This window comes from Paenibacillus sp. TC-CSREp1 (genome assembly GCF_050171015.1).
In the GTDB taxonomy this organism is placed as follows: domain Bacteria; phylum Bacillota; class Bacilli; order Paenibacillales; family Paenibacillaceae; genus Paenibacillus; species Paenibacillus silvae.
This window is the reverse complement of sequence record NZ_JBNOKM010000021.1, coordinates 27,552-44,711: the sequence shown is the minus strand read 5'-3', so window position 1 is coordinate 44,711 and position 17,160 is coordinate 27,552. Positions and strand designations below refer to the sequence as shown.

General features: G+C 47.8%; 16 protein-coding genes. 3 read left to right on the top strand and 13 right to left on the bottom strand.

The genetic code is table 11. The features are described from left to right. Nucleotides 1-3 precede the first annotated feature (3 nt). The 4 genes from ACQSGY_RS25845 to tkt all read right to left on the bottom strand — a co-directional run bounded on the left by ACQSGY_RS25845 (nucleotide 4) and on the right by tkt (nucleotide 4,874). Nucleotides 4-636, bottom strand: a complete 633-nt coding sequence (locus ACQSGY_RS25845) for a YigZ family protein (protein ID WP_145403378.1) — start codon at nucleotides 634-636, stop codon at nucleotides 4-6. 189 nt (nucleotides 637-825) lie between these two features. Continuing rightward, a complete protein-coding gene (locus ACQSGY_RS25840) occupies nucleotides 826-2,181 on the bottom strand; it encodes a glucose-6-phosphate isomerase (RefSeq protein ID WP_427181502.1) in 1,356 nt (451 codons plus the stop codon). Nucleotides 2,182-2,364: 183 nt separating this feature from the next. Further along, nucleotides 2,365-2,682, bottom strand: coding sequence for a pyrimidine/purine nucleoside phosphorylase (locus tag ACQSGY_RS25835; RefSeq protein WP_427181501.1), 318 nt, complete (start codon nucleotides 2,680-2,682; stop codon nucleotides 2,365-2,367). A gap of 149 nt (nucleotides 2,683-2,831) precedes the next feature. Beyond that, the gene (tkt, locus tag ACQSGY_RS25830) at nucleotides 2,832-4,874 is read right to left on the bottom strand and encodes a transketolase (protein ID WP_184190302.1); all 2,043 of its coding nucleotides are present in this window, start codon (nucleotides 4,872-4,874) and stop codon (nucleotides 2,832-2,834) included. A gap of 350 nt (nucleotides 4,875-5,224) precedes the next feature. On the opposite strand from tkt, the gene ACQSGY_RS25825 reads away from it, so the two are divergent. Next, the gene (locus ACQSGY_RS25825; protein WP_427181500.1) at nucleotides 5,225-5,701 is read left to right on the top strand and encodes a hypothetical protein; all 477 of its coding nucleotides are present in this window, start codon (nucleotides 5,225-5,227) and stop codon (nucleotides 5,699-5,701) included. Nucleotides 5,702-5,829: 128 nt separating this feature from the next. Here ACQSGY_RS25825 and purU read toward each other — a convergent pair whose 3' ends face one another. Together purU and ACQSGY_RS25815 are read right to left on the bottom strand one after the other, a co-directional pair. Then, nucleotides 5,830-6,723 carry a formyltetrahydrofolate deformylase gene (purU, locus tag ACQSGY_RS25820; protein WP_427181499.1) on the bottom strand — a complete coding sequence of 298 codons (894 nt, stop codon included), beginning with the start codon at nucleotides 6,721-6,723 and terminating at the stop codon, nucleotides 5,830-5,832. Nucleotides 6,724-6,765: 42 nt separating this feature from the next. Then, complete coding sequence (locus ACQSGY_RS25815) at nucleotides 6,766-7,872, bottom strand: deoxyribonuclease IV (RefSeq protein ID WP_188592685.1); 1,107 nt, start codon at nucleotides 7,870-7,872, stop codon at nucleotides 6,766-6,768. Nucleotides 7,873-8,041: 169 nt separating this feature from the next. Between ACQSGY_RS25815 and ACQSGY_RS25810 the strand changes: the two genes are divergently transcribed. Together ACQSGY_RS25810 and ACQSGY_RS25805 are read left to right on the top strand one after the other, a co-directional pair. Beyond that, nucleotides 8,042-8,509, top strand: a complete 468-nt coding sequence (locus ACQSGY_RS25810; protein ID WP_427181498.1) for a DUF2621 domain-containing protein — start codon at nucleotides 8,042-8,044, stop codon at nucleotides 8,507-8,509. Nucleotides 8,510-8,694: 185 nt separating this feature from the next. Continuing rightward, a complete protein-coding gene (locus ACQSGY_RS25805) occupies nucleotides 8,695-9,606 on the top strand; it encodes a TIGR01777 family oxidoreductase (protein WP_145403382.1) in 912 nt (303 codons plus the stop codon). A gap of 81 nt (nucleotides 9,607-9,687) precedes the next feature. Here ACQSGY_RS25805 and ACQSGY_RS25800 read toward each other — a convergent pair whose 3' ends face one another. From ACQSGY_RS25800 to ACQSGY_RS25770, 7 genes are all read right to left on the bottom strand, one after another. Beyond that, on the bottom strand, nucleotides 9,688-11,526 hold the full coding sequence (locus ACQSGY_RS25800) for a DUF6382 domain-containing protein (RefSeq protein WP_427181497.1): 1,839 nt from the start codon (nucleotides 11,524-11,526) through the stop codon (nucleotides 9,688-9,690). Nucleotides 11,527-11,602: 76 nt separating this feature from the next. Then, entirely contained in the window at nucleotides 11,603-12,109 is a 507-nt protein-coding gene (locus ACQSGY_RS25795) for an A24 family peptidase (RefSeq protein ID WP_229729832.1), read from the bottom strand. 15 nt (nucleotides 12,110-12,124) lie between these two features. Next, nucleotides 12,125-13,081: a pilus assembly protein gene (locus ACQSGY_RS25790; protein WP_427181496.1), complete on the bottom strand. Its 957-nt coding sequence runs from the start codon at nucleotides 13,079-13,081 to the stop codon at nucleotides 12,125-12,127. Nucleotides 13,082-13,118: 37 nt separating this feature from the next. Then, nucleotides 13,119-15,236 (bottom strand): hypothetical protein, encoded by a 2,118-nt coding sequence (locus ACQSGY_RS25785; RefSeq protein ID WP_427181495.1) that lies wholly within the window; start codon nucleotides 15,234-15,236, stop codon nucleotides 13,119-13,121. Nucleotides 15,237-15,323: 87 nt separating this feature from the next. Then, nucleotides 15,324-16,004, bottom strand: a complete 681-nt coding sequence (locus ACQSGY_RS25780) for a TadE/TadG family type IV pilus assembly protein (protein WP_427181494.1) — start codon at nucleotides 16,002-16,004, stop codon at nucleotides 15,324-15,326. Further along, the gene (locus ACQSGY_RS25775; RefSeq protein WP_427181493.1) at nucleotides 15,982-16,209 is read right to left on the bottom strand and encodes a Flp1 family type IVb pilin; all 228 of its coding nucleotides are present in this window, start codon (nucleotides 16,207-16,209) and stop codon (nucleotides 15,982-15,984) included. The genes ACQSGY_RS25780 and ACQSGY_RS25775 overlap by 23 nt, the downstream gene beginning before the upstream one ends. Nucleotides 16,210-16,281: 72 nt before the next feature. Beyond that, nucleotides 16,282-17,151, bottom strand: a complete 870-nt coding sequence (locus ACQSGY_RS25770) for a type II secretion system F family protein (RefSeq protein ID WP_427181492.1) — start codon at nucleotides 17,149-17,151, stop codon at nucleotides 16,282-16,284. Between the last annotated feature and the right edge of the window lie 9 nt (nucleotides 17,152-17,160).

Genomic DNA, 17,160 nt, shown 5'->3' with positions numbered 1-17,160 from the left:
ATTTTATTCCCCTTCAATAAAATAAAGCCGCTGTCCCTCCGTGATCCGGGATTGCCCTTGCGTCAAATCCGTGATCCAGGCGATAAACGCCTCGGTTTCACTATCCGGCGGAAGACAAGTCAACGTAACCTTATCGGTGAAAGCAGTTTCACCTGTACGCACTTCCCGGCTTCTTAACTCATTTTCCACTTTCCCTAGCCACGTATAATCCAGCTCAACAAACACTTCACGATGCAGCACCTTCGTAATGACTTCTCCTGCTTCAATTGCTGCTACAGCTCCGTCCGTATAAGCACGAATCAGACCTCCAGCGCCAAGCATGATTCCCCCGAAGTAACGTGTGACCACAATCGCTACATTTTTTAATTGCTGATTCTTGATCACTTCAAGAATAGGTTTGCCTGCTGTACCACTCGGCTCCCCGTCATCAGACTGCTTCTGAATCTCATCCCGCTCGCCAAGCATATAAGCAGAGCAGTTGTGTGTCGCATTCCAATGTTTTTTCTTGATATCATCAATAAAAGCAATCGCTTCCTCCTCGGTGGTGACTGGCATAATATGACCGATAAACCGCGATTTTTTGATCACAATCTCCAGCTGCCCAGATCCCCGAACCGTTCGATAACGTTCCATCATTGCAATCCAACTTTCTGTGAAACTTCTGAACCTGACCTTCCATCCATCATTCATTTACAAGAAAGCAGTTCCCCGCATCATGCGGATGAACTGCCCTGTTTAATCACATCCGGGAAGCGGTGTTCCGCAGAGCACCGTTCTCCGAATGGATGTTACAACCTTATTTAACTATATGAGCACAGCCGTGAATTATTCAGAAAGTCTCGCTTCAAGCGCTGCTTTCTCTTCTTCAAAGCCTGGTTTGCCCAGCAAAGCGAACATGTTTTTCTTGTATGCTTCCACACCTGGTTGGTCAAATGGATTCACACCCAGCAGATATCCGCTGATGCCGCATGCTTTTTCAAAGAAGTATACCAGATATCCGAACGAATATGGAGTCATATCTGGAATGTTCACAATCAGATTTGGAACCTGACCATCTGTATGTGCGAGCAATGTTCCTTGGAATGCTTTTTTGTTCACGAAATCCATCGTTTTACCTTCCAGGAAATTCAGACCATCCAGATCATCTGCATCCGCTTCGATAGAAATATGCTCGGATACTTCAGCGACTTGGATAACCGTCTCGAAGATGTTACGGCTGCCTTCCTGAATGAATTGACCCATGGAGTGCAGGTCTGTGGAGAAATCCACGGATGCAGGATAGATGCCTTTGTAGTCTTTACCTTCACTTTCACCGAAGAGCTGTTTCCACCACTCGGATACGAAGTGCAGGGATGGCTCGTAGTTCACGAGAATCTCGGTGCCTTTGCCTTTGCGATACAATGCGTTACGAACCGCAGCATATTGATAGGCTTCGTTCTCCGCAACATTCGGATTGCTGTACTCTTTGGAAGCATCAGCCGCACCTTGCATCATCTCTTCAATGTTAATGCCGGCTGTTGCGATTGGCAGCAAGCCTACAGCTGTCAGTACGGAGTAACGTCCACCTACATCATCCGGGATGATGAAAGATTCATAACCTTCTTCATTCGCCAGCTTTTTGAGTGCGCCGCGCTCTTTGTCTGTTGTTGCATAGATGCGTTTGCGAGCTTCTTCTTTCCCGTATTTTTTCTCCAGTGCTGCACGGAAAATACGGAATGCAATGGCCGGCTCCGTTGTTGTACCGGATTTGGAAATCACGTTTACGGAGAAGTCTTTGCCTTCTACCAGATCAAGCAAATGTGTTACATACGTAGAGCTGATGTTGTTACCTGCAAAATAAATTTCTGGCGTTTTGCGTTTGTCTTTTGGCAAGTTGTTATAGAAAGAGTGTGTCAGCATTTCGATCGCTGCACGTGCTCCAAGGTATGATCCACCAATACCGATAACGATCAGCACTTCGGAATCACTTTGGATTTTGGCAGCCGCTTTTTGAATACGGGCAAATTCTTCTTTATCGTACGCTGTTGGCAGGTCAATCCAGCCCAGGTAGTCGGAGCCTGTTCCTGTAGCGTTATGAAGCTGCTCGTGAGCGAGACGGATCGGTTCAGCGAAATAATCTACTTCATGCTGATTCACAAATTGCAATGCTGTACTGTAATCGAATGTCACTTTTTTTGCCATGATCTCAAAAACCTCCTGATATCGGTATACTATTTCCGTTTTCAACGCTAAACAACTTAGCCTAAGGATACTTCAAATCCACCGGACTGACAAGCTTGCAACGCGAACTTGACTGTTAGCAGGCAAGAAGCAAAAAGGGCAAACCGAATCCGCAGGGATGCGGTTCTGGTTCCCCTTCTTGTGTTATTCCGCCGGGTACGAGCAGACGTAGTCGGTAACGCTGCGTATCTCCAGTTTGAATTTGGATTCGGCAGGCACATGAAATTTAGCTTGGCCTTGAATCTCTTGCCACTCTTCTTCACCAGGAAGCAATACTTTCAGATCTCCGGACAGAATCTCCATAATTTCACGAGAGTCCGTACCGAATTCATAACTGCCTGGAAGCATGATGCCCAGCGTCACTTTGCTGCCATCCCCCAAAATAACCGTTCTGCTGGTTACCTGACCATCATAATAAATGTTGGCCTTTTTCACTACACTGACTTGATCGAATTGTGACATGCGTACCCGCTCCCCTGAAGTTAATCAAAACAAAAGGCAACACAGATCAGGGCAGCCATGCCGCCCCTTGCTCTGTGGAAATAACAACTGTCATGAGCCAGAACAGCCGTAAGCTATTCCGCCCATGACAGCCTGGTATAGCAATGCGATTACAGCAGCGCTTTTACGCGGCTAACTACGTTATCTACAGTGAAGCCATATTCCTGGATTACACGGTCGCCAGGCGCGGAAGCACCAAATGTGCTGATTCCGAGAATGTCACCTTGATCTCCAACATATTTTTCCCAGCCCATTGGGTGAGCCATTTCGATTGCAAGACGAGCTTTAACATCCGGCAGAAGCACGGACTCTTTGTAAGCTTTGTCTTGTTTCTCAAACAGATCCCAGCTTGGCATGCTGATTACGCGAACCTGGATGCCTTGCTCAGCCAGTGCAGCTTGAGCTTTAACAGCCAGCTGTACTTCAGAACCTGTAGCGATGATTTGTGCAACCGGTTTGCCGTCTTTTGCATCAGATACGACATAAGCACCGCGTTTTACGTTCTCACGTGCACCTTCTACGGTTCCTTCAAGGATCGGCAGGTTTTGACGAGTCAGTACCAACGCAACCGGATTTTTTTTGTTTTCCAGCGCATAAGCCCAAGCTGCGGAAGTTTCATTACCGTCTGCCGGACGAATCACCGTCAGGTTCGGGATGATACGCAGGGATGCCAATTGCTCGATTGGTTCGTGTGTAGGACCATCTTCACCAACAGCGATACTGTCGTGTGTCAGGACATACGTTACAGGCAGGTTCATCAGAGCAGCCAGACGAACAGCTGGACGCAAGTAGTCCGTAAATACGAAGAACGTACCGCCGAATACTTTCACACCGCTGTGCAGAGCCATACCGTTCATTGCTCCAGCCATACCGAATTCACGGATACCGAAGTAGATATTGCGACCGGAATAGTCTTCTGGAGTAAAGTTAGTCAGGTTGTTCAGGTGCGTCATTGTGGAGCTTTCCAGGTCAGCGGAACCACCTGTCAGTTGTGGCACGTTGTGCGCCAGACCGTTCAGAGCATTACCGGATGCTACACGTGTAGACAAAGCTTTGTCTGTTGCCGCATATTTAGGCAGATCACGATCCCAGCCTTCCGGAAGATCACCGTTGATCGCTGTTTCGAACTGAGCAGCCAGTTCCGGATATGCTTTTTTGTACTCTGCAAATTTCTCGTCCCAAGCTTTGTTTGCAGCGATACCTTTCTCTTTAACTTGAGCAAAGTGGTCGCGTACTTCAGCTGGTACGTGGAAGTTTTCTTCGTACACCCATTTGTAATATTCTTTAGTCAGTTTAGCCTCTTCTGCACCCAGTGGGGAACCGTGAGTACCGCCGTGGCCGCCTTTACCTTGTTTGTTCGGGCTTCCGTAACCGATAACGGTTTTCACTTCAATCAATGTAGGGCGTGCAGTGTCTGCCTGACCTTCTTTGATTGCTTTTTCAATTGCAGGCAGATCGTTACCATCTTCAACGCGAAGCACTTGCCAGCCATACGCATCAAAACGTTTAGCGATGCTTTCGGAAGAAGACAGATTCAGTTTACCATCGAGCGTAATGTCGTTGGAATCGAACAGCATGATCAGTTTGCCAAGACCCAAACGTCCAGCCAGGGAAGCTGATTCATGAGATACGCCTTCCATCAGGTCGCCATCACCGCAAATTGCATATGTGTAGTGATCAACAACGTTGAAGTTGTCTTTGTTGTAAGTTGCGCCCAGTTGAGCTTCAGCCATAGCCATACCAACAGCCATTGCAATACCTTGGCCCAGTGGTCCGGTTGTTGCATCAACACCAGCTGTATGTCCAAATTCCGGGTGGCCCGGAGTTTTGCTTCCCCATTGACGGAATTGTTTCAATTCTTCCATCGGAAGATCGTAGCCGCTCAGGTGCAGCAAGCTGTACAGAAGCATGGAACCATGTCCTGCGGACAGCACAAAGCGGTCCCGGTTAATCCATGTCGGGTGGTCCGGGTTATGAGTCATCGTTTTTGCAAAAAGCTGGTACCCCATTGGAGCGGAGCCCATCGGCATGCCCGGATGTCCGGAATTTGCCTTCTCAATTGCATCAATCGCCAAAGTACGTACGGTTGTAATCGACAGATTGTCGATTGTGGTGTTCTCGTCCTTTTGAATCGCTTCGTTCTTGTCAGTCATGGTTTGTCCTCCTCATGTCTTTAGATAAGTCGGGTGCGCAAGCGAATCCCTCTCATCATACAAGCAAACCGCATAAACAATAAGTGAATCCGCTTGAATGTTTCATTTTGACTTATTCACTTTTGTATTGTATCACTTGGCGTGAAGCTTTTCCATAACCTTCTTTTAGAAAGTTACGGAAAATTCGGCTGATGTCTGGCTGAACCTTGCTAATCCATCGCATGAAGTATAACCTTTAACTCGAAAACCATACACTTTTTAGAGATTAAAGCGAAATTTGCATGTTAAACTTGTTCCGCTCGATTCGAAAGCAGATTCCACAACCAACTTCATTCCAAGGAGGATTTGCTATGCCCGATGCCGCCCGGCACCCGTCTCGTTCGTTAAAATCATCATTACCCTGGTTGTCCGGAATCATAACCGGATTGATTAGCGGTGTTTTTCTGGGGTTCTTTCTCAAGGCTGTTCAGGCATTAACAGGCGAAAAGGTATACACTTTACTGCTGAATATTGATTTTGTACCTAGTCTTCCTGCACATCTGCCGGAATGGTTTGAATTTTCTCTGCATCTTGGCGTGTCTGTTGTCTTTGGCATTTTCTACATCTGGTGGATCAATCGTTCAGGACATCCGCTCAGTCGAGGGATATGTCTCGGTGCCGTAACCTCCCTGCTCTTTATCCCCCTTGCTCCCTTATCCACACGAGTTCCTGACCTTAACGATATAGGAGCCGTTCTTTATTGGACCGCTGGACATATCCTGTTTGGTGCAGTGCTCGGTCTATGCGGAAAATATGTGCACGCCAAAAAGCGGCCCCTGGTTCAATAATGGAACAGGTGCCGCTTGGTCTAACGATTATATTACGGTTACTGGTCTAACAATATGTCATAGGCTTACTGGAAAGCAACTCTCTCGTAAGGTTACGGATCAACCTTGCACAGTATTAAAGCGCAAGCTTAAAATACAACCGTCTTATTTTCATGAACAAGCACACGGTCCTCAACATGCCACTTCACTGCACGCGCAAGCACAACACGCTCAATGGTACGTCCGATCCGTTTCAACTCCGTTACATCATCCCCGTGACTTACACGCTGAACGTCCTGTTCGATAATCGGACCGCCGTCCAGCTCTTCCGTAACATAGTGCGCCGTTGCACCAATGATTTTGACGCCGCGATTATAAGCCTGGGCATACGGTTTGCCTCCAACAAAAGCCGGCAGGAAGGAGTGATGAATATTGATAATGCGATTGCGGTAGTGCTCGATAAACATTGGAGAGATAATTTGCATATAACGTGCGAGAATAATCACATCCACATCGTTTCCGATCACTTCCAGCTGACGCTGCTCCGCTTCTTTTTTGGTATCTGCTGTAACCGGAATATGATGATACGGGATGCCGAATGATTCCACGTAGTCCTTCATATCCAGGTGATTGCTGACAACAAGCGCAATATCGGCATCGAGATCGCCAGCTTGCCACTGCCACAGCAGCTCTACAAGACAGTGATCCTCTTTGGATACAAAAATAGCCAGTCTCTTTTTGCGGCTCACCGCGGAAAGTGTCCATTCCATCTGGAAACGCCCTGCAACTTCTGCGAAATTCGTTTTCAGCTTCTCCAGATTATTCTCCAGCTGCGGAAGATCGAACTCGATCCGCATAAAGAACATTCCGCCAGACGGGTCCATCGTATACTGGTCAGACTGTACAATGTTGGCTCCATGCTGATGCAGGAAATGGGATACTGCCGCTACAATTCCTGGACCATCCGGACAGGAAATAAGCATACGCGCACGATTGGCGCGGTTTTGATTATCTGGTCGTGCTTGTTTTGCATGAATCTCCATCGGGTTAATCTTCCTCCTTTAATTAAGGCAAGACTTGCAGGATTAACCTGCAAGCCAAGCAATCAAGCGATGATTCACTTGTTCTTCATTCAAATGCGGGAACAATGCCGCTTCGGTTACCATGTCATACAAACGTTCCAGCGGTTCACGTGGGTCGGCTTTTTTGGCTTTGGCATCATTTTTGAGCAGCGTCCACACATCAAGCACATAGGAACGAGATTGCACGTCCTTGCCTTTGAAGAAGTGCTGAAGCTGTTCAACGTCGGTAAGGAATTCCTGACCGAAGCGGCCCTCTACGTCTCCTCGCAGCAAAGCAATTTCAATCTCATACATCGGGCGCTGTGTTTTGGCATCTTTACCAATCCAAGGTGTCTCCAGAATGAATGGACGATTGCTTAATTTTTCATGGTTCACAATGCGATTGATCGCTTCGAAACCGATCCAGCCAGATCCGATAGGGGTATGACGGTCCTTGCGTGCACCCGCAGTATTTTTACTGTCGTTGATGTGCATTACGGCAATGCGGTCTAGTCCAACCGTACGATCGAACTCATCCAGCACACCATCCAGATCATTAACGATGTCATAACCCGCATCATGAATGTGGCATGTATCCATACACACCGTCAGACGTTCGTTATGTGTTACCTTCTCAATGATTTGCGCAATTTCCTCAAAGCTGCGGCCCATCTCGGTCCCTTTACCAGCCATCGTCTCCAGAGCAATGTTCACATCCGTCTCCTGAATGCCATCCAGCACTTCATTCAAGCCCTGCGCAATACGCTCAATACCATAATGAGCATCCTTGTCCGTAAACGCACCGGGATGCAGTACAATATTTTTCACACCGATGGCATGGGTACGGCGAATCTCCTCCTGAAGGAAATCCACGGCGAGTCTGTACGTGCTGTCCTTATAAGAGCCCAGATTGATGATATAGGGAGCGTGGACAACAATTTCCTCGAACCCGCCTGCCTGCATCGCCTGCTTGCCTTCCTCAATAAACATGGATTCAATAGGCTTGCGGCGAGTATTCTGCGGTGCACCCGTATATATCATAAACGAACTGGAACCGTACGAGGACGCTTCCTTCGTTGCACTCAATAATCCCTTGTCCGAAAAGGACACGTGGGAGCCGATTTTCAGCATCATTGATCCCCCTTTTTCTGAATTATCCCTTATCATAACGCGATTATCGAAATAAATCTAGAAATGCGCTATAATTCAGGTGAGAGGCTATTTTTGACAGCTGATTATACCCTGTCGGGCAGCGTTTTTCGTTATCCCGTAAAAATCAATAAACCGAGGTGACTCCGCAATGATTGTTAATGCATACACCCATATTCTGACGAGCAATGCACCCAGCAACTGGTTTATGAATACGATTGCATTCTGGACAGTTTTGCTGCTGAGCAGCATGTGTATAGGTGGATTTTTCATGATGCGCAAATTCCTCAAGGTGCTGCCAAAGGCAGACGGAAAGTCCAAGCTGGATTGGCAGAACTACTGGGTGGAGACAAGCCGTCATTTATGGACGGATGAGGCCAAAGCATTTCTCGATCAACTCGTTGAGCCTGTACCCGGCCCATTCCGTGATATTGCTAAACATTCCATCGCAGCCGAGATTGGAAAAATTGCAGTGGAGGATAATGCCACCGAAGTGTCCAGAGATCATTGCATCAAAGGGTATATCATTGCAACACCCAAACGGGACAATAAGTTTCTGGTGAAGTTTTTGGAAAAAAATAAAATCGACTATACTCCCTACCGCCACCTGATGAAATGATAAACCATCGTGAAGATGATATAATAAAGCAAACCAATGGCGGAGGAAGTAATAAATAAAGAGCAGTTAGACGAGAGGCCAAATTGGTTAAATTAAATACAGATCAGCTCCGTTCGGGTAAGTCTTGTTACACACTTAACTTACCCTGCGGAGCTTTTTGACCTATTAGAGAGGATGTTCTATTTATGAAAATCGCCATTTGTGGGGGAACCGGTTTTGTCGGAGGCGCTCTTGTTGATTATTGGCTTCAAGCGGGACACCATGTGAAAGTAATCACTCGCAAGCTGCCTGATCTGCATAATCCGAGTAAAAATCTCTCATATATATCGTGGGAGCAGCTCGAAGAAACACCGCACGAGCTTGAAGGTTTCGATGCTCTCGTGAACCTTGCGGGTGAAACGCTGAACCAGCGCTGGACCACCAAGGCCAAGCTTGAGATTGTGGAATCACGGGTGACAACCGTTGCACGGGTTGCCCGGCTTGTCGAAGCGCTGAAGCAAAAGCCTGAAGTCGTGGTTCAGGCATCCGCTATGGCAATCTATGGAACCTCTCCAGATGAAACCTTTGATGAGAGCAGTCCTCAAAAATCGATGAACTTCCCTTCCCGGGTGTCGGAACAGTGGGAAATCGCTGCTGATGCGATCCAGGGTGTGAGATTGGTCAAAATCCGGGTCAGTCTCGTTTTAGGGCATAAAAAAGGCGCATTTCCGTTGATGAAACTTCCGTATATGCTGGGGTTCGGCGGCAAAATCGGCAGTGGCAAGCAGTGGACCAGCTGGATTCATATTATGGACATCGTTCGGTTGATTGACTTTACCATTCACAACAAAGAAATCTCAGGTCCAGTGAATGCATCTTCACCTCATCCGGTGACAAATGATGAATTCGGACGCACAGTAGGCAAAGTCTATCACCGTCCTCACTGGTTCCCTGTTCCTGGGTTTTTGATTAAAACACTGGTTGGTGAATTGTCTGTTGTCCTGCTTGAAGGACAGCGGGTCATTCCGCAGAAATCGCTGGATCACGGGTTCCAATTCACCTTCCCCACATTGACTGAAGCTCTCGAGGATCTGAAGCATCGCGGCTTGTCTGACTAACATGGCTGGACCAAGCTAACGCCATCTCACCTTACATCCGCTCTAGTCTGAATTTCCATTGAGTAAACGGAACAGATACATTCATCCTGCCACTCGGTATACATAAACCGATTCAGCAAGAATGAATGTGTCTCCGTCCGCCAGTGGATATTCCTTGTATGGAGCCAGCAGGTTCCCTTGAAGCATCGTTCCATTGACCGAACCCAGGTCCTTGATTACGTATCCACCCGATTGGTTTCGGCTCAATTCCACATGTGCACGTGAGACCCCATTAGAGTTATCTACACATTGAACCATATCCAAAGCTCTTCCAATTATAAAAGAAGCCCCCTTCACATCTACACGCTCGCTTCTTGCACCTTCTTTCGAAATCCGTTCCAGATAATATACGGATACATCCGCGTTATTCCTTTCAGCACCTGAGGCGGTCAACTGCTGCAGATTCACGGTTGCATCCGCTGCTGCAGTCGTGCGATTCCATTCTGAAGTTTCACTGACACCTGCATTTTCAATTGCATTTATACCTGCTCTTGTACCCGCAGCTGTTCCTGCTTTATATTCCTGAACAGATAAAGTGTCACTCTTGTTTCCAGCAGGTATGTCGGCAGGCATCGCGGTTTCGACCCCGGCAGGCACATTGCGTAGGCGAGAAGATGTAGAGGCTTCAGCTTCAGAACTGGCAGATGACAAGTCTCGATGCAGCTTTGCGGCTTCACCAGACTTCTCGGGTGCATTCCAGCGCCAGCTCTCCTGATACATGCCCTCTTCATGTCTCGATTGCTGATTTTTTCGCCTGCCCAGGCCGGGAACAGGAAACGACTTATGAATGCCTGATTCACTGTGAGAGCCTGCCTTTCGCTTCCACATCCAGCATGCAGCTGCAGCAAGCCCGACACTTAGAGAACTCGAGAGAATCATTTCGTTCTGCCCTGGCTGCTCCATGTAGATGAATCTCCAGACTAATGCTATTGAGACCATACAGCCGAGCCAGATGTACGTCGTTCTTGAAGAGCCAGATGTTGACCCACTCTGTTTTTCTTTCGTATTCTCCTCCCAATCCACAGCAAACGAGGTTTGCTGTATTTGTGAAGCATTTTGTTTCTCATTCATAGCATTAGAGTTTGAGATTGAGTTGTTCGAAACAGGCGGCTCAGCTGCTCTTCTATGTAATAAAGACTTTGAACGCAGATTTGGATGATTTGCATCCTCCGTAATCTCTGCATTCTCCCTTATCCATGGCTGACGCCGAGCCTGTAATTCCAAGACATCTGATTTATTCACCCCGTAGCTGAACTCATTTTTTGATCCCATCAGCGCTGCAGCCCCGATTCCTGAATCTGCTGCACTCCCCGTGCACAATTCCAGCAGCAGATCACGTAACTGCCGAACATCCCAACGTCCGTCAGCACAAAGCTGTAAAACACGTTGTATCCCTTCTCCCTGCAGCTCCTGGACATACGCCATAAGTCTTATGACCAGTTCACGGAATAACATCGGTGTATGATCCTTTTGCCGGGCATCCATCATAGGCACATAGATCAAACCTAGTGCCCCTTGCTCCATGGACCCTTGAATAAAGATATACTCTTCATGAAGCCACAAATTTTGCGGCTCAAGCATATACTGTCTGCATTCTTCAAGTGCATCAGCCAACTGAAATAAAAGATTGTACAGTACGGGTAGAGCAATCTGACCAGACCTCAACATCTGGGATAACATCTTATAACCGGAGATGTCGTACTGCAGCGTCACATTTTGATCGATCTCCCGTGTGTGCACAGGCAGTATACGCGGAATTCGGTTCGAGGATAACATCCCGAGCTGTACCCTGCTAAGCTCCTGCATGCGAAGTCCGTTTTCTTTTTCCAAAGTCATAAATGCCCCGCCGTTTCGTACAAAATCTCTCGTTAATCCATACATGCCGATCCTCACTTTCTAATATTATTAGTTGATGTGTGAATGACTATATAGTTTTTCTGTGTCATGCACACACTCATTATGTTGTCATATAGATCCACGAGCTGATGAAACCGGGCAGAACCGCCAGCATAAATGGGAACTTTAGACTTTTCTCCTGACTTACCAGTGTGAGAGAGCCCAGCTTGAAGAAACCAAATAGATTAAAAATCACAGTACGGAAGCGCTGCGCACCGTCTCTACGAAACAGCAGAATAATGATTCCAATTACACCAGCATATAAAATGGAATAAATTACAACGTGCACACCAAAAGAAAACCCGGTCCACGCTCCGATTCCTCCAAACAGCTTTACATCCCCCGCACCGACCGCACCGATAACATACATCAGAAAAAGCATACCGAAACCGGCTGCAAATCCGGCTGCAGAAAACACCATACCTTCCCACCCGCCCCATGCCAGATGAGCAGTCGCACCAGCTAAGGTTACTGGCAAGGTCAGCCGATTCGGAATTTTCATCGAGCGAATATCCGATACAAACGCGGCCAGAAGATAAACACAGCAGCACGTATAAAACCACTCCACCTACATCACCTCTCCTTATTTTCTGGATGCCACAGTAAATGTCGTTTCCGTCTGCGAACCTTCCGCTGTCTCCACCACAAAACTCCACGTTCCTTCCGTCGTTCGAGTGCCGACAAACCAGGTCCACTCGATGATCCCGTTTTCGTCAGCAGCAGCCCAGCCTAAATGCTTCGCAGAACTCTCACCTGACTTGTAAAATATCGTAAGATTGGCTGAAGCTCCCGGCTCAACCTGAACTTTGATCGTTGCATGATTGCCTATATATGCAGGTTCTGGCTTCGACAAAATAGCTGCCGCACTCGTACTGCTGTCATTCCCTTCACCACTGGCTGCCGCCTCCTCTGTGTCACCAATCCATATTCGCTCAGCCGCGGCAGCTTGAATTCGTAGCGGTTTACTCAAAAAGGGAACTTTCACAGGCAGCTCATAACTCAGCTCAAGTCTGAAGTATGGATTCGTTTTACTCTTAAGATTGGGAACAGATATTCCATTAACATGAATCCGCTCCAGATCCAGCAGACTCGTTTCAACAAACGGCTGCAGCAGTGGTTTGATAACAGGATCGAGCACCGCCTCGAATGCTGCTGTTTTGATCCTTTGCAGCGGTTCTTCACCGTTTTTGGCCGCTGCCCGAACCCAGTCACTTATCGGTGCAGGTAATGAAGATGCGTAATCATCGGCCCATTCCGTCAGTGCGAGCTCCGGCCACTTCCACTCCCCCTTAACACCCTCTCCGCCTGCAGAATCCGACGGACTATAAACGAGTGATACAGGGTACACCTTTGTTGACAGCTGCTTCACTGCTTCCCCCGCGGTGCTTTGCAGAGCAGTAGAGATCAATGTCATCTGAACAATGAAGATCAGAAATAAAATAAAAAACAGAAATACAGGCAGTACCAGCGAAGCTTCCAGTACCATACTGCCCTGCTCTTTCTTGGCTTCAGGCATCTGTATCCATCGCCCCTCCGTCAAAACTTCTCCACCTGTTCATCAAAATTTCTCCATCCGTTCAATACGAATAATCCGCCTTATGCTCAATAAAAAAACGTCCGTCCTGCACTTGATCTGTGCTGCCCATAGCGGCACCTATACTTCGCACGACTCCAGGCAAAAACCACAGCTTGATGCTGCTGCGCATCTGACCCGAAGCATATGTAAACTTTTCATCCGGGTTTACCCCCGTATTCATTCGGATTAATGCCAGCATTCGAGACATTTTACGTTCATTATTGCTGTGCATAAGCAGGAAGAGACGAAGATGATCTCTGTAGGTCAGCTTCACCTTGATATATTTCGACAGCTCCACACTGCCCTCTTTGGCCAGCTTCATCATGTCCTCGATGGCATGTGTAATGCCGTATAAAATGGCCGCAGACAAAACAAGCAGCGGATTACCCAGCTTGCTGTTCTCAGCCAGCCCTTCAGCCGTTCGAATGGCAAGACGCAAACCAAAGATCTCTGCATATGCAGCCGCAATGTTACCAGAAGAATTGTGAAATCCGTAGATGATATATTCCAGTTCCTGATTCTCCAGCTTGAACATATCACCGGCCTCACCATCACCTTCTGTCCAGGAAAACAATTGACCAAAATCTATAGAATTAAAATAGGCGAGCGCGTACTCATTCTGGAACAATTCATCGCCCAGGCTGGCTAGAAGGCCTGACATACCGCCAAACAGCTGATCCATTCCTTTCATCGCATTTCCTCCTGAATCATACGGATCACTTGATATCTCGGCTTTTTCCGCTTGCTCGGAGCTTTTTTCATTCAATGCGATGTTGGCATCATAATATTGTTCAAGCTGCTTGAACGCCTGCTGTGCACCAGAGCTTCCTTTCTCAATGCGTGTTAATAGCCGTTTCATTTCTTGCAGCTTGCCTTTGGACTGCTTGTCATTCGCTTTGCGCTGCGCGTCGGAACCGCGGCCAGTTTCAAGCTCTTCTTTGCTTTGCGTAATGAGATTGGAAGGCCCCGTCCGCTCATAAGAATTCATATAACGTTCCGTCGTTTGACTGGCTTGTCTGACCGCAGGCTTGATCGGAACGCCCCATTCTCCCGTCACACTGCGGAGCTGTGTATTCAGCTCCATACTGTCTTTACGAACGTTGGCGAACTCCGTATTCTGTGATGTCACGCGAGACTTTAACCGATCAAACAAAGCATCCTCTCGTACAAGCTCCGAAGCGAGAGAACGTGTGCTTTTAGCTTCACTACCCGAACCAGTCTTCTCAAGGGCGGCCCCTGGCAGAGACGAATTGCCTACATCGTCATAACTGACATTTTCAGCGCGGTTCTCCCCTTCCGCAATCACACGTTTCATCTCTTCGTTGATTTGACGTGCCTCTTCAATCTTCGCCTCTGCTTCCACAAGCCTGGTCTGATGTATCTGCAGCGCTGGCTGTATAATCATGCTAATGCCTGTAACTATGCTGTTAACCCCTGTCCGGTAACGCCCCAATTCAACTATGTACTGCTGTTCGATAAAAGGCAGACCTTCATCTGCCTGCTTTTTGCTTAAATAATCGCCATATCGGGATGCTGCTTCTGCAGCTGTCTTCGGTGTTTCTTCAAGCATTTCATCATAGATTGCCTGTGCAGGCGGCTTCATAATCAAGTCAGGAAGCCTTGTAACCTGATCCGCAGATTCAACCTGACTGTCTATCGCTTCATCCAGCAGTTTTTCACGCTTGTCATAGAGCTTTTGCAACTTTTTCAATAGATCTACCGTATGTGCCGCCTCCTTCATCTCCTCCGACATCGGTTTAAATCGATCAATCACTTCCAGCACAAAATCAACCGGGGCCCTGTACTTCATATCCTCCTGTATCTGGCGATTGAAAATATCATATCTGCCCAGCTCACGCTCCATGCCGAGTGAAGTCGTGTCCCACTGCATATCCAGAACAGGGAAACGATCCTTTACAGCTGAAGGCTTCACGCTATCATTTAACACTTTAGCCATAGTGGCCTCCCCGCTGCTATCCCCATACGCAAACAAACCATACTCCCGCAGTGAGGTATCGTAAGCAGACATAACCGATCTCATCGCAGCATGTGTCATACGCTCCGTCTGCACTCTAAAAGCGGCGATGCGTGCATAATCAATGAAGATCGCGACAAACATATACACTCCAGCCAGAATTAAAATCAGAAACAGCGTTACGGCCCCGGTTTCACCGTCTTTTTTTCTGAACAGAGCCTCCCTCCCCCTTTACTTTGTTTTACTTTTGCCAAAATATTGCACAACCTGTCCAGCCTGAGCAGCTGAAACGACGGCTTTACCTCCCTTGCCTTTGAACTTTGCCCCGTAGTAACGGGCCAAGTCCACTGTTCGAATAAATTCAACCGGTTCTACAGCAGCAGACGAGCCCTGTGTAATTACACCACTGCCTGAATCCAACAAAAATGAAGGCAGCGGCAGTGAAATCACCTGCTCCAGCCTCGTTGTTACTTTCCGCTGAATCAGCGCATTCCGGTACGTCATCGTGCCCCTCATAGCAAAAGGCATACCGCCGGATGCCTGAGCCAGCTTCTTCTCCGTGAGACTGGCCCCCTCACCAGCAGCTATAGTCACAGTGACCTCATTGTCTGCACCCGCCCATCCGAACACAGCTCCCAAGAGACGGTCATCCGTCAGCCTCCAGTACAGGGAATCTTGTTCTCCAGCAGTATATTCACCTGTCATTGCTTGTTTGTGGCTGTTGTCCCAGCTGAAGGCGGCACGTTCCGCTGCTGCATAAGCATGCTGGTTCAGAAATACCTTTTGATACATATATATCGTGAAGAACAGCAGCAGTATCAGAATAAACAGAATAACCGGGAAGACCAGGGAAGCTTCAATGGTGAAGCTCCCTTCCTCCTTTCTCAGCCTAACTATTCGGGAAAAATTCATTACTTTTGGTGTCCACTTTTGAAAGCAAACTTGTGATCAACGCTGTTATTTGTTTCTTGAATATCAATGCAATAATAATGATAACCCCGATAATCAGGATCAGCTCCAGCGTGCCCAGCCCCTCTTCTTCCTTCCATAGAGCTGCTGCCTTGTTCTTCATGACTTCCGATGCATATGCCTTCATCTCAATCACCTGCTCTTTCATTCTGATTCACCTGTCCTCTCAAGCTTGTACACTTGCACTTATCAATACAATTAATCGCCTTCCCCATTCCACCTACATATTCATCATCATAAAAGCAGGCGCCCCGATCATAACCACGATCGTAAAGAAGATCAGCACCATGGGAAACACAAGCTTGGAAGATGCCTGCTCTCCCTTAGCCCGGCTCACTGCCTTACGTTTCTCCCACAGTACATGTGACAGATCCCGCAGCGCCAATACAAAGTCACCTCCCCCGCGCCGAAAATTAAGCAGCACCGTCGTTGTAAATATCGTCACCTCTTGCACACCGCAGCGGCGGCTGAACTGCTCAAAGGCTTGCTGGAACGAGTATCCGTTATTCCAGTCCACCGCCGCCTTTCTTAATTCGTTGTAAAGCGGATGATGCCGCTCACCTTGACTTGCCACACAGTGCATGATGGCCCTCTGCACCGTCTCCCCCGCTCCAACCAGCAGCACAATCCGATTGAGCAGTTCAGGCAGCTCTATGAGAATATCCTGATCTCGCCGCTGTACTTTAGCGTATAAATCCTTAACCATGGCAAACGGTACAGCAATTCCAAGCACCAGCCCTCCGACAATACCGCCACCGCCTGTATCACCAATGAGTGCGAGCATACAGCCAGCCAGCAGCATCAGCCAAGTGTATGTCAACATTTCGGCACAATAGAGCAGCGTTTTCTCACCGCTATGCTGAATGCCGTACATCTTCTGAATAGCATGCTGCATACGAAACATAAGCACAGGTAATCTGCGTCCTATTTCGACCTTTTCCAGCAAAAACAGAAACGGGCCATGCATCTTTTTGAAACGCACACCTTGCATATCAAGCTGCCGTAAATGTCTGTAGGTTGGTCCCCGAGTGCGATCAAGCACGATCCAGCTCACTCCCAAACTTCCTGCAATGACAAGGGGAAGCAGCATTTTTTTCAC

What these genes read in the sequence shown, in the direction of transcription:
- ACQSGY_RS25815 (WP_188592685.1), bottom strand. Translation starts at nt 7,872, where the DNA reads ATGCTGAAAATCGGCTCCCACGTGTCCTTTTCGGACAAGGGATTATTG.
- purU (WP_427181499.1), bottom strand. Translation starts at nt 6,723, where the DNA reads ATGGAGATTCATGCAAAACAAGCACGACCAGATAATCAAAACCGCGCC.
- ACQSGY_RS25835 (WP_427181501.1), bottom strand. Translation starts at nt 2,682, where the DNA reads ATGTCACAATTCGATCAAGTCAGTGTAGTGAAAAAGGCCAACATTTAT.
- ACQSGY_RS25785 (WP_427181495.1), bottom strand. Translation starts at nt 15,236, where the DNA reads ATGTTTGTCGCGATCTTCATTGATTATGCACGCATCGCCGCTTTTAGA.
- tkt (WP_184190302.1), bottom strand. Translation starts at nt 4,874, where the DNA reads ATGACTGACAAGAACGAAGCGATTCAAAAGGACGAGAACACCACAATC.
- ACQSGY_RS25845 (WP_145403378.1), bottom strand. Translation starts at nt 636, where the DNA reads ATGATGGAACGTTATCGAACGGTTCGGGGATCTGGGCAGCTGGAGATT.
- ACQSGY_RS25780 (WP_427181494.1), bottom strand. Translation starts at nt 16,004, where the DNA reads ATGAATTTTTCCCGAATAGTTAGGCTGAGAAAGGAGGAAGGGAGCTTC.
- ACQSGY_RS25800 (WP_427181497.1), bottom strand. Translation starts at nt 11,526, where the DNA reads ATGTATGGATTAACGAGAGATTTTGTACGAAACGGCGGGGCATTTATG.
- ACQSGY_RS25770 (WP_427181492.1), bottom strand. Translation starts at nt 17,151, where the DNA reads ATGCTGCTTCCCCTTGTCATTGCAGGAAGTTTGGGAGTGAGCTGGATC.
- ACQSGY_RS25775 (WP_427181493.1), bottom strand. Translation starts at nt 16,209, where the DNA reads ATGAAAGAGCAGGTGATTGAGATGAAGGCATATGCATCGGAAGTCATG.
- ACQSGY_RS25825 (WP_427181500.1), top strand. Translation starts at nt 5,225, where the DNA reads ATGCCCGATGCCGCCCGGCACCCGTCTCGTTCGTTAAAATCATCATTA.
- ACQSGY_RS25805 (WP_145403382.1), top strand. Translation starts at nt 8,695, where the DNA reads ATGAAAATCGCCATTTGTGGGGGAACCGGTTTTGTCGGAGGCGCTCTT.
- ACQSGY_RS25840 (WP_427181502.1), bottom strand. Translation starts at nt 2,181, where the DNA reads ATGGCAAAAAAAGTGACATTCGATTACAGTACAGCATTGCAATTTGTG.
- ACQSGY_RS25810 (WP_427181498.1), top strand. Translation starts at nt 8,042, where the DNA reads ATGATTGTTAATGCATACACCCATATTCTGACGAGCAATGCACCCAGC.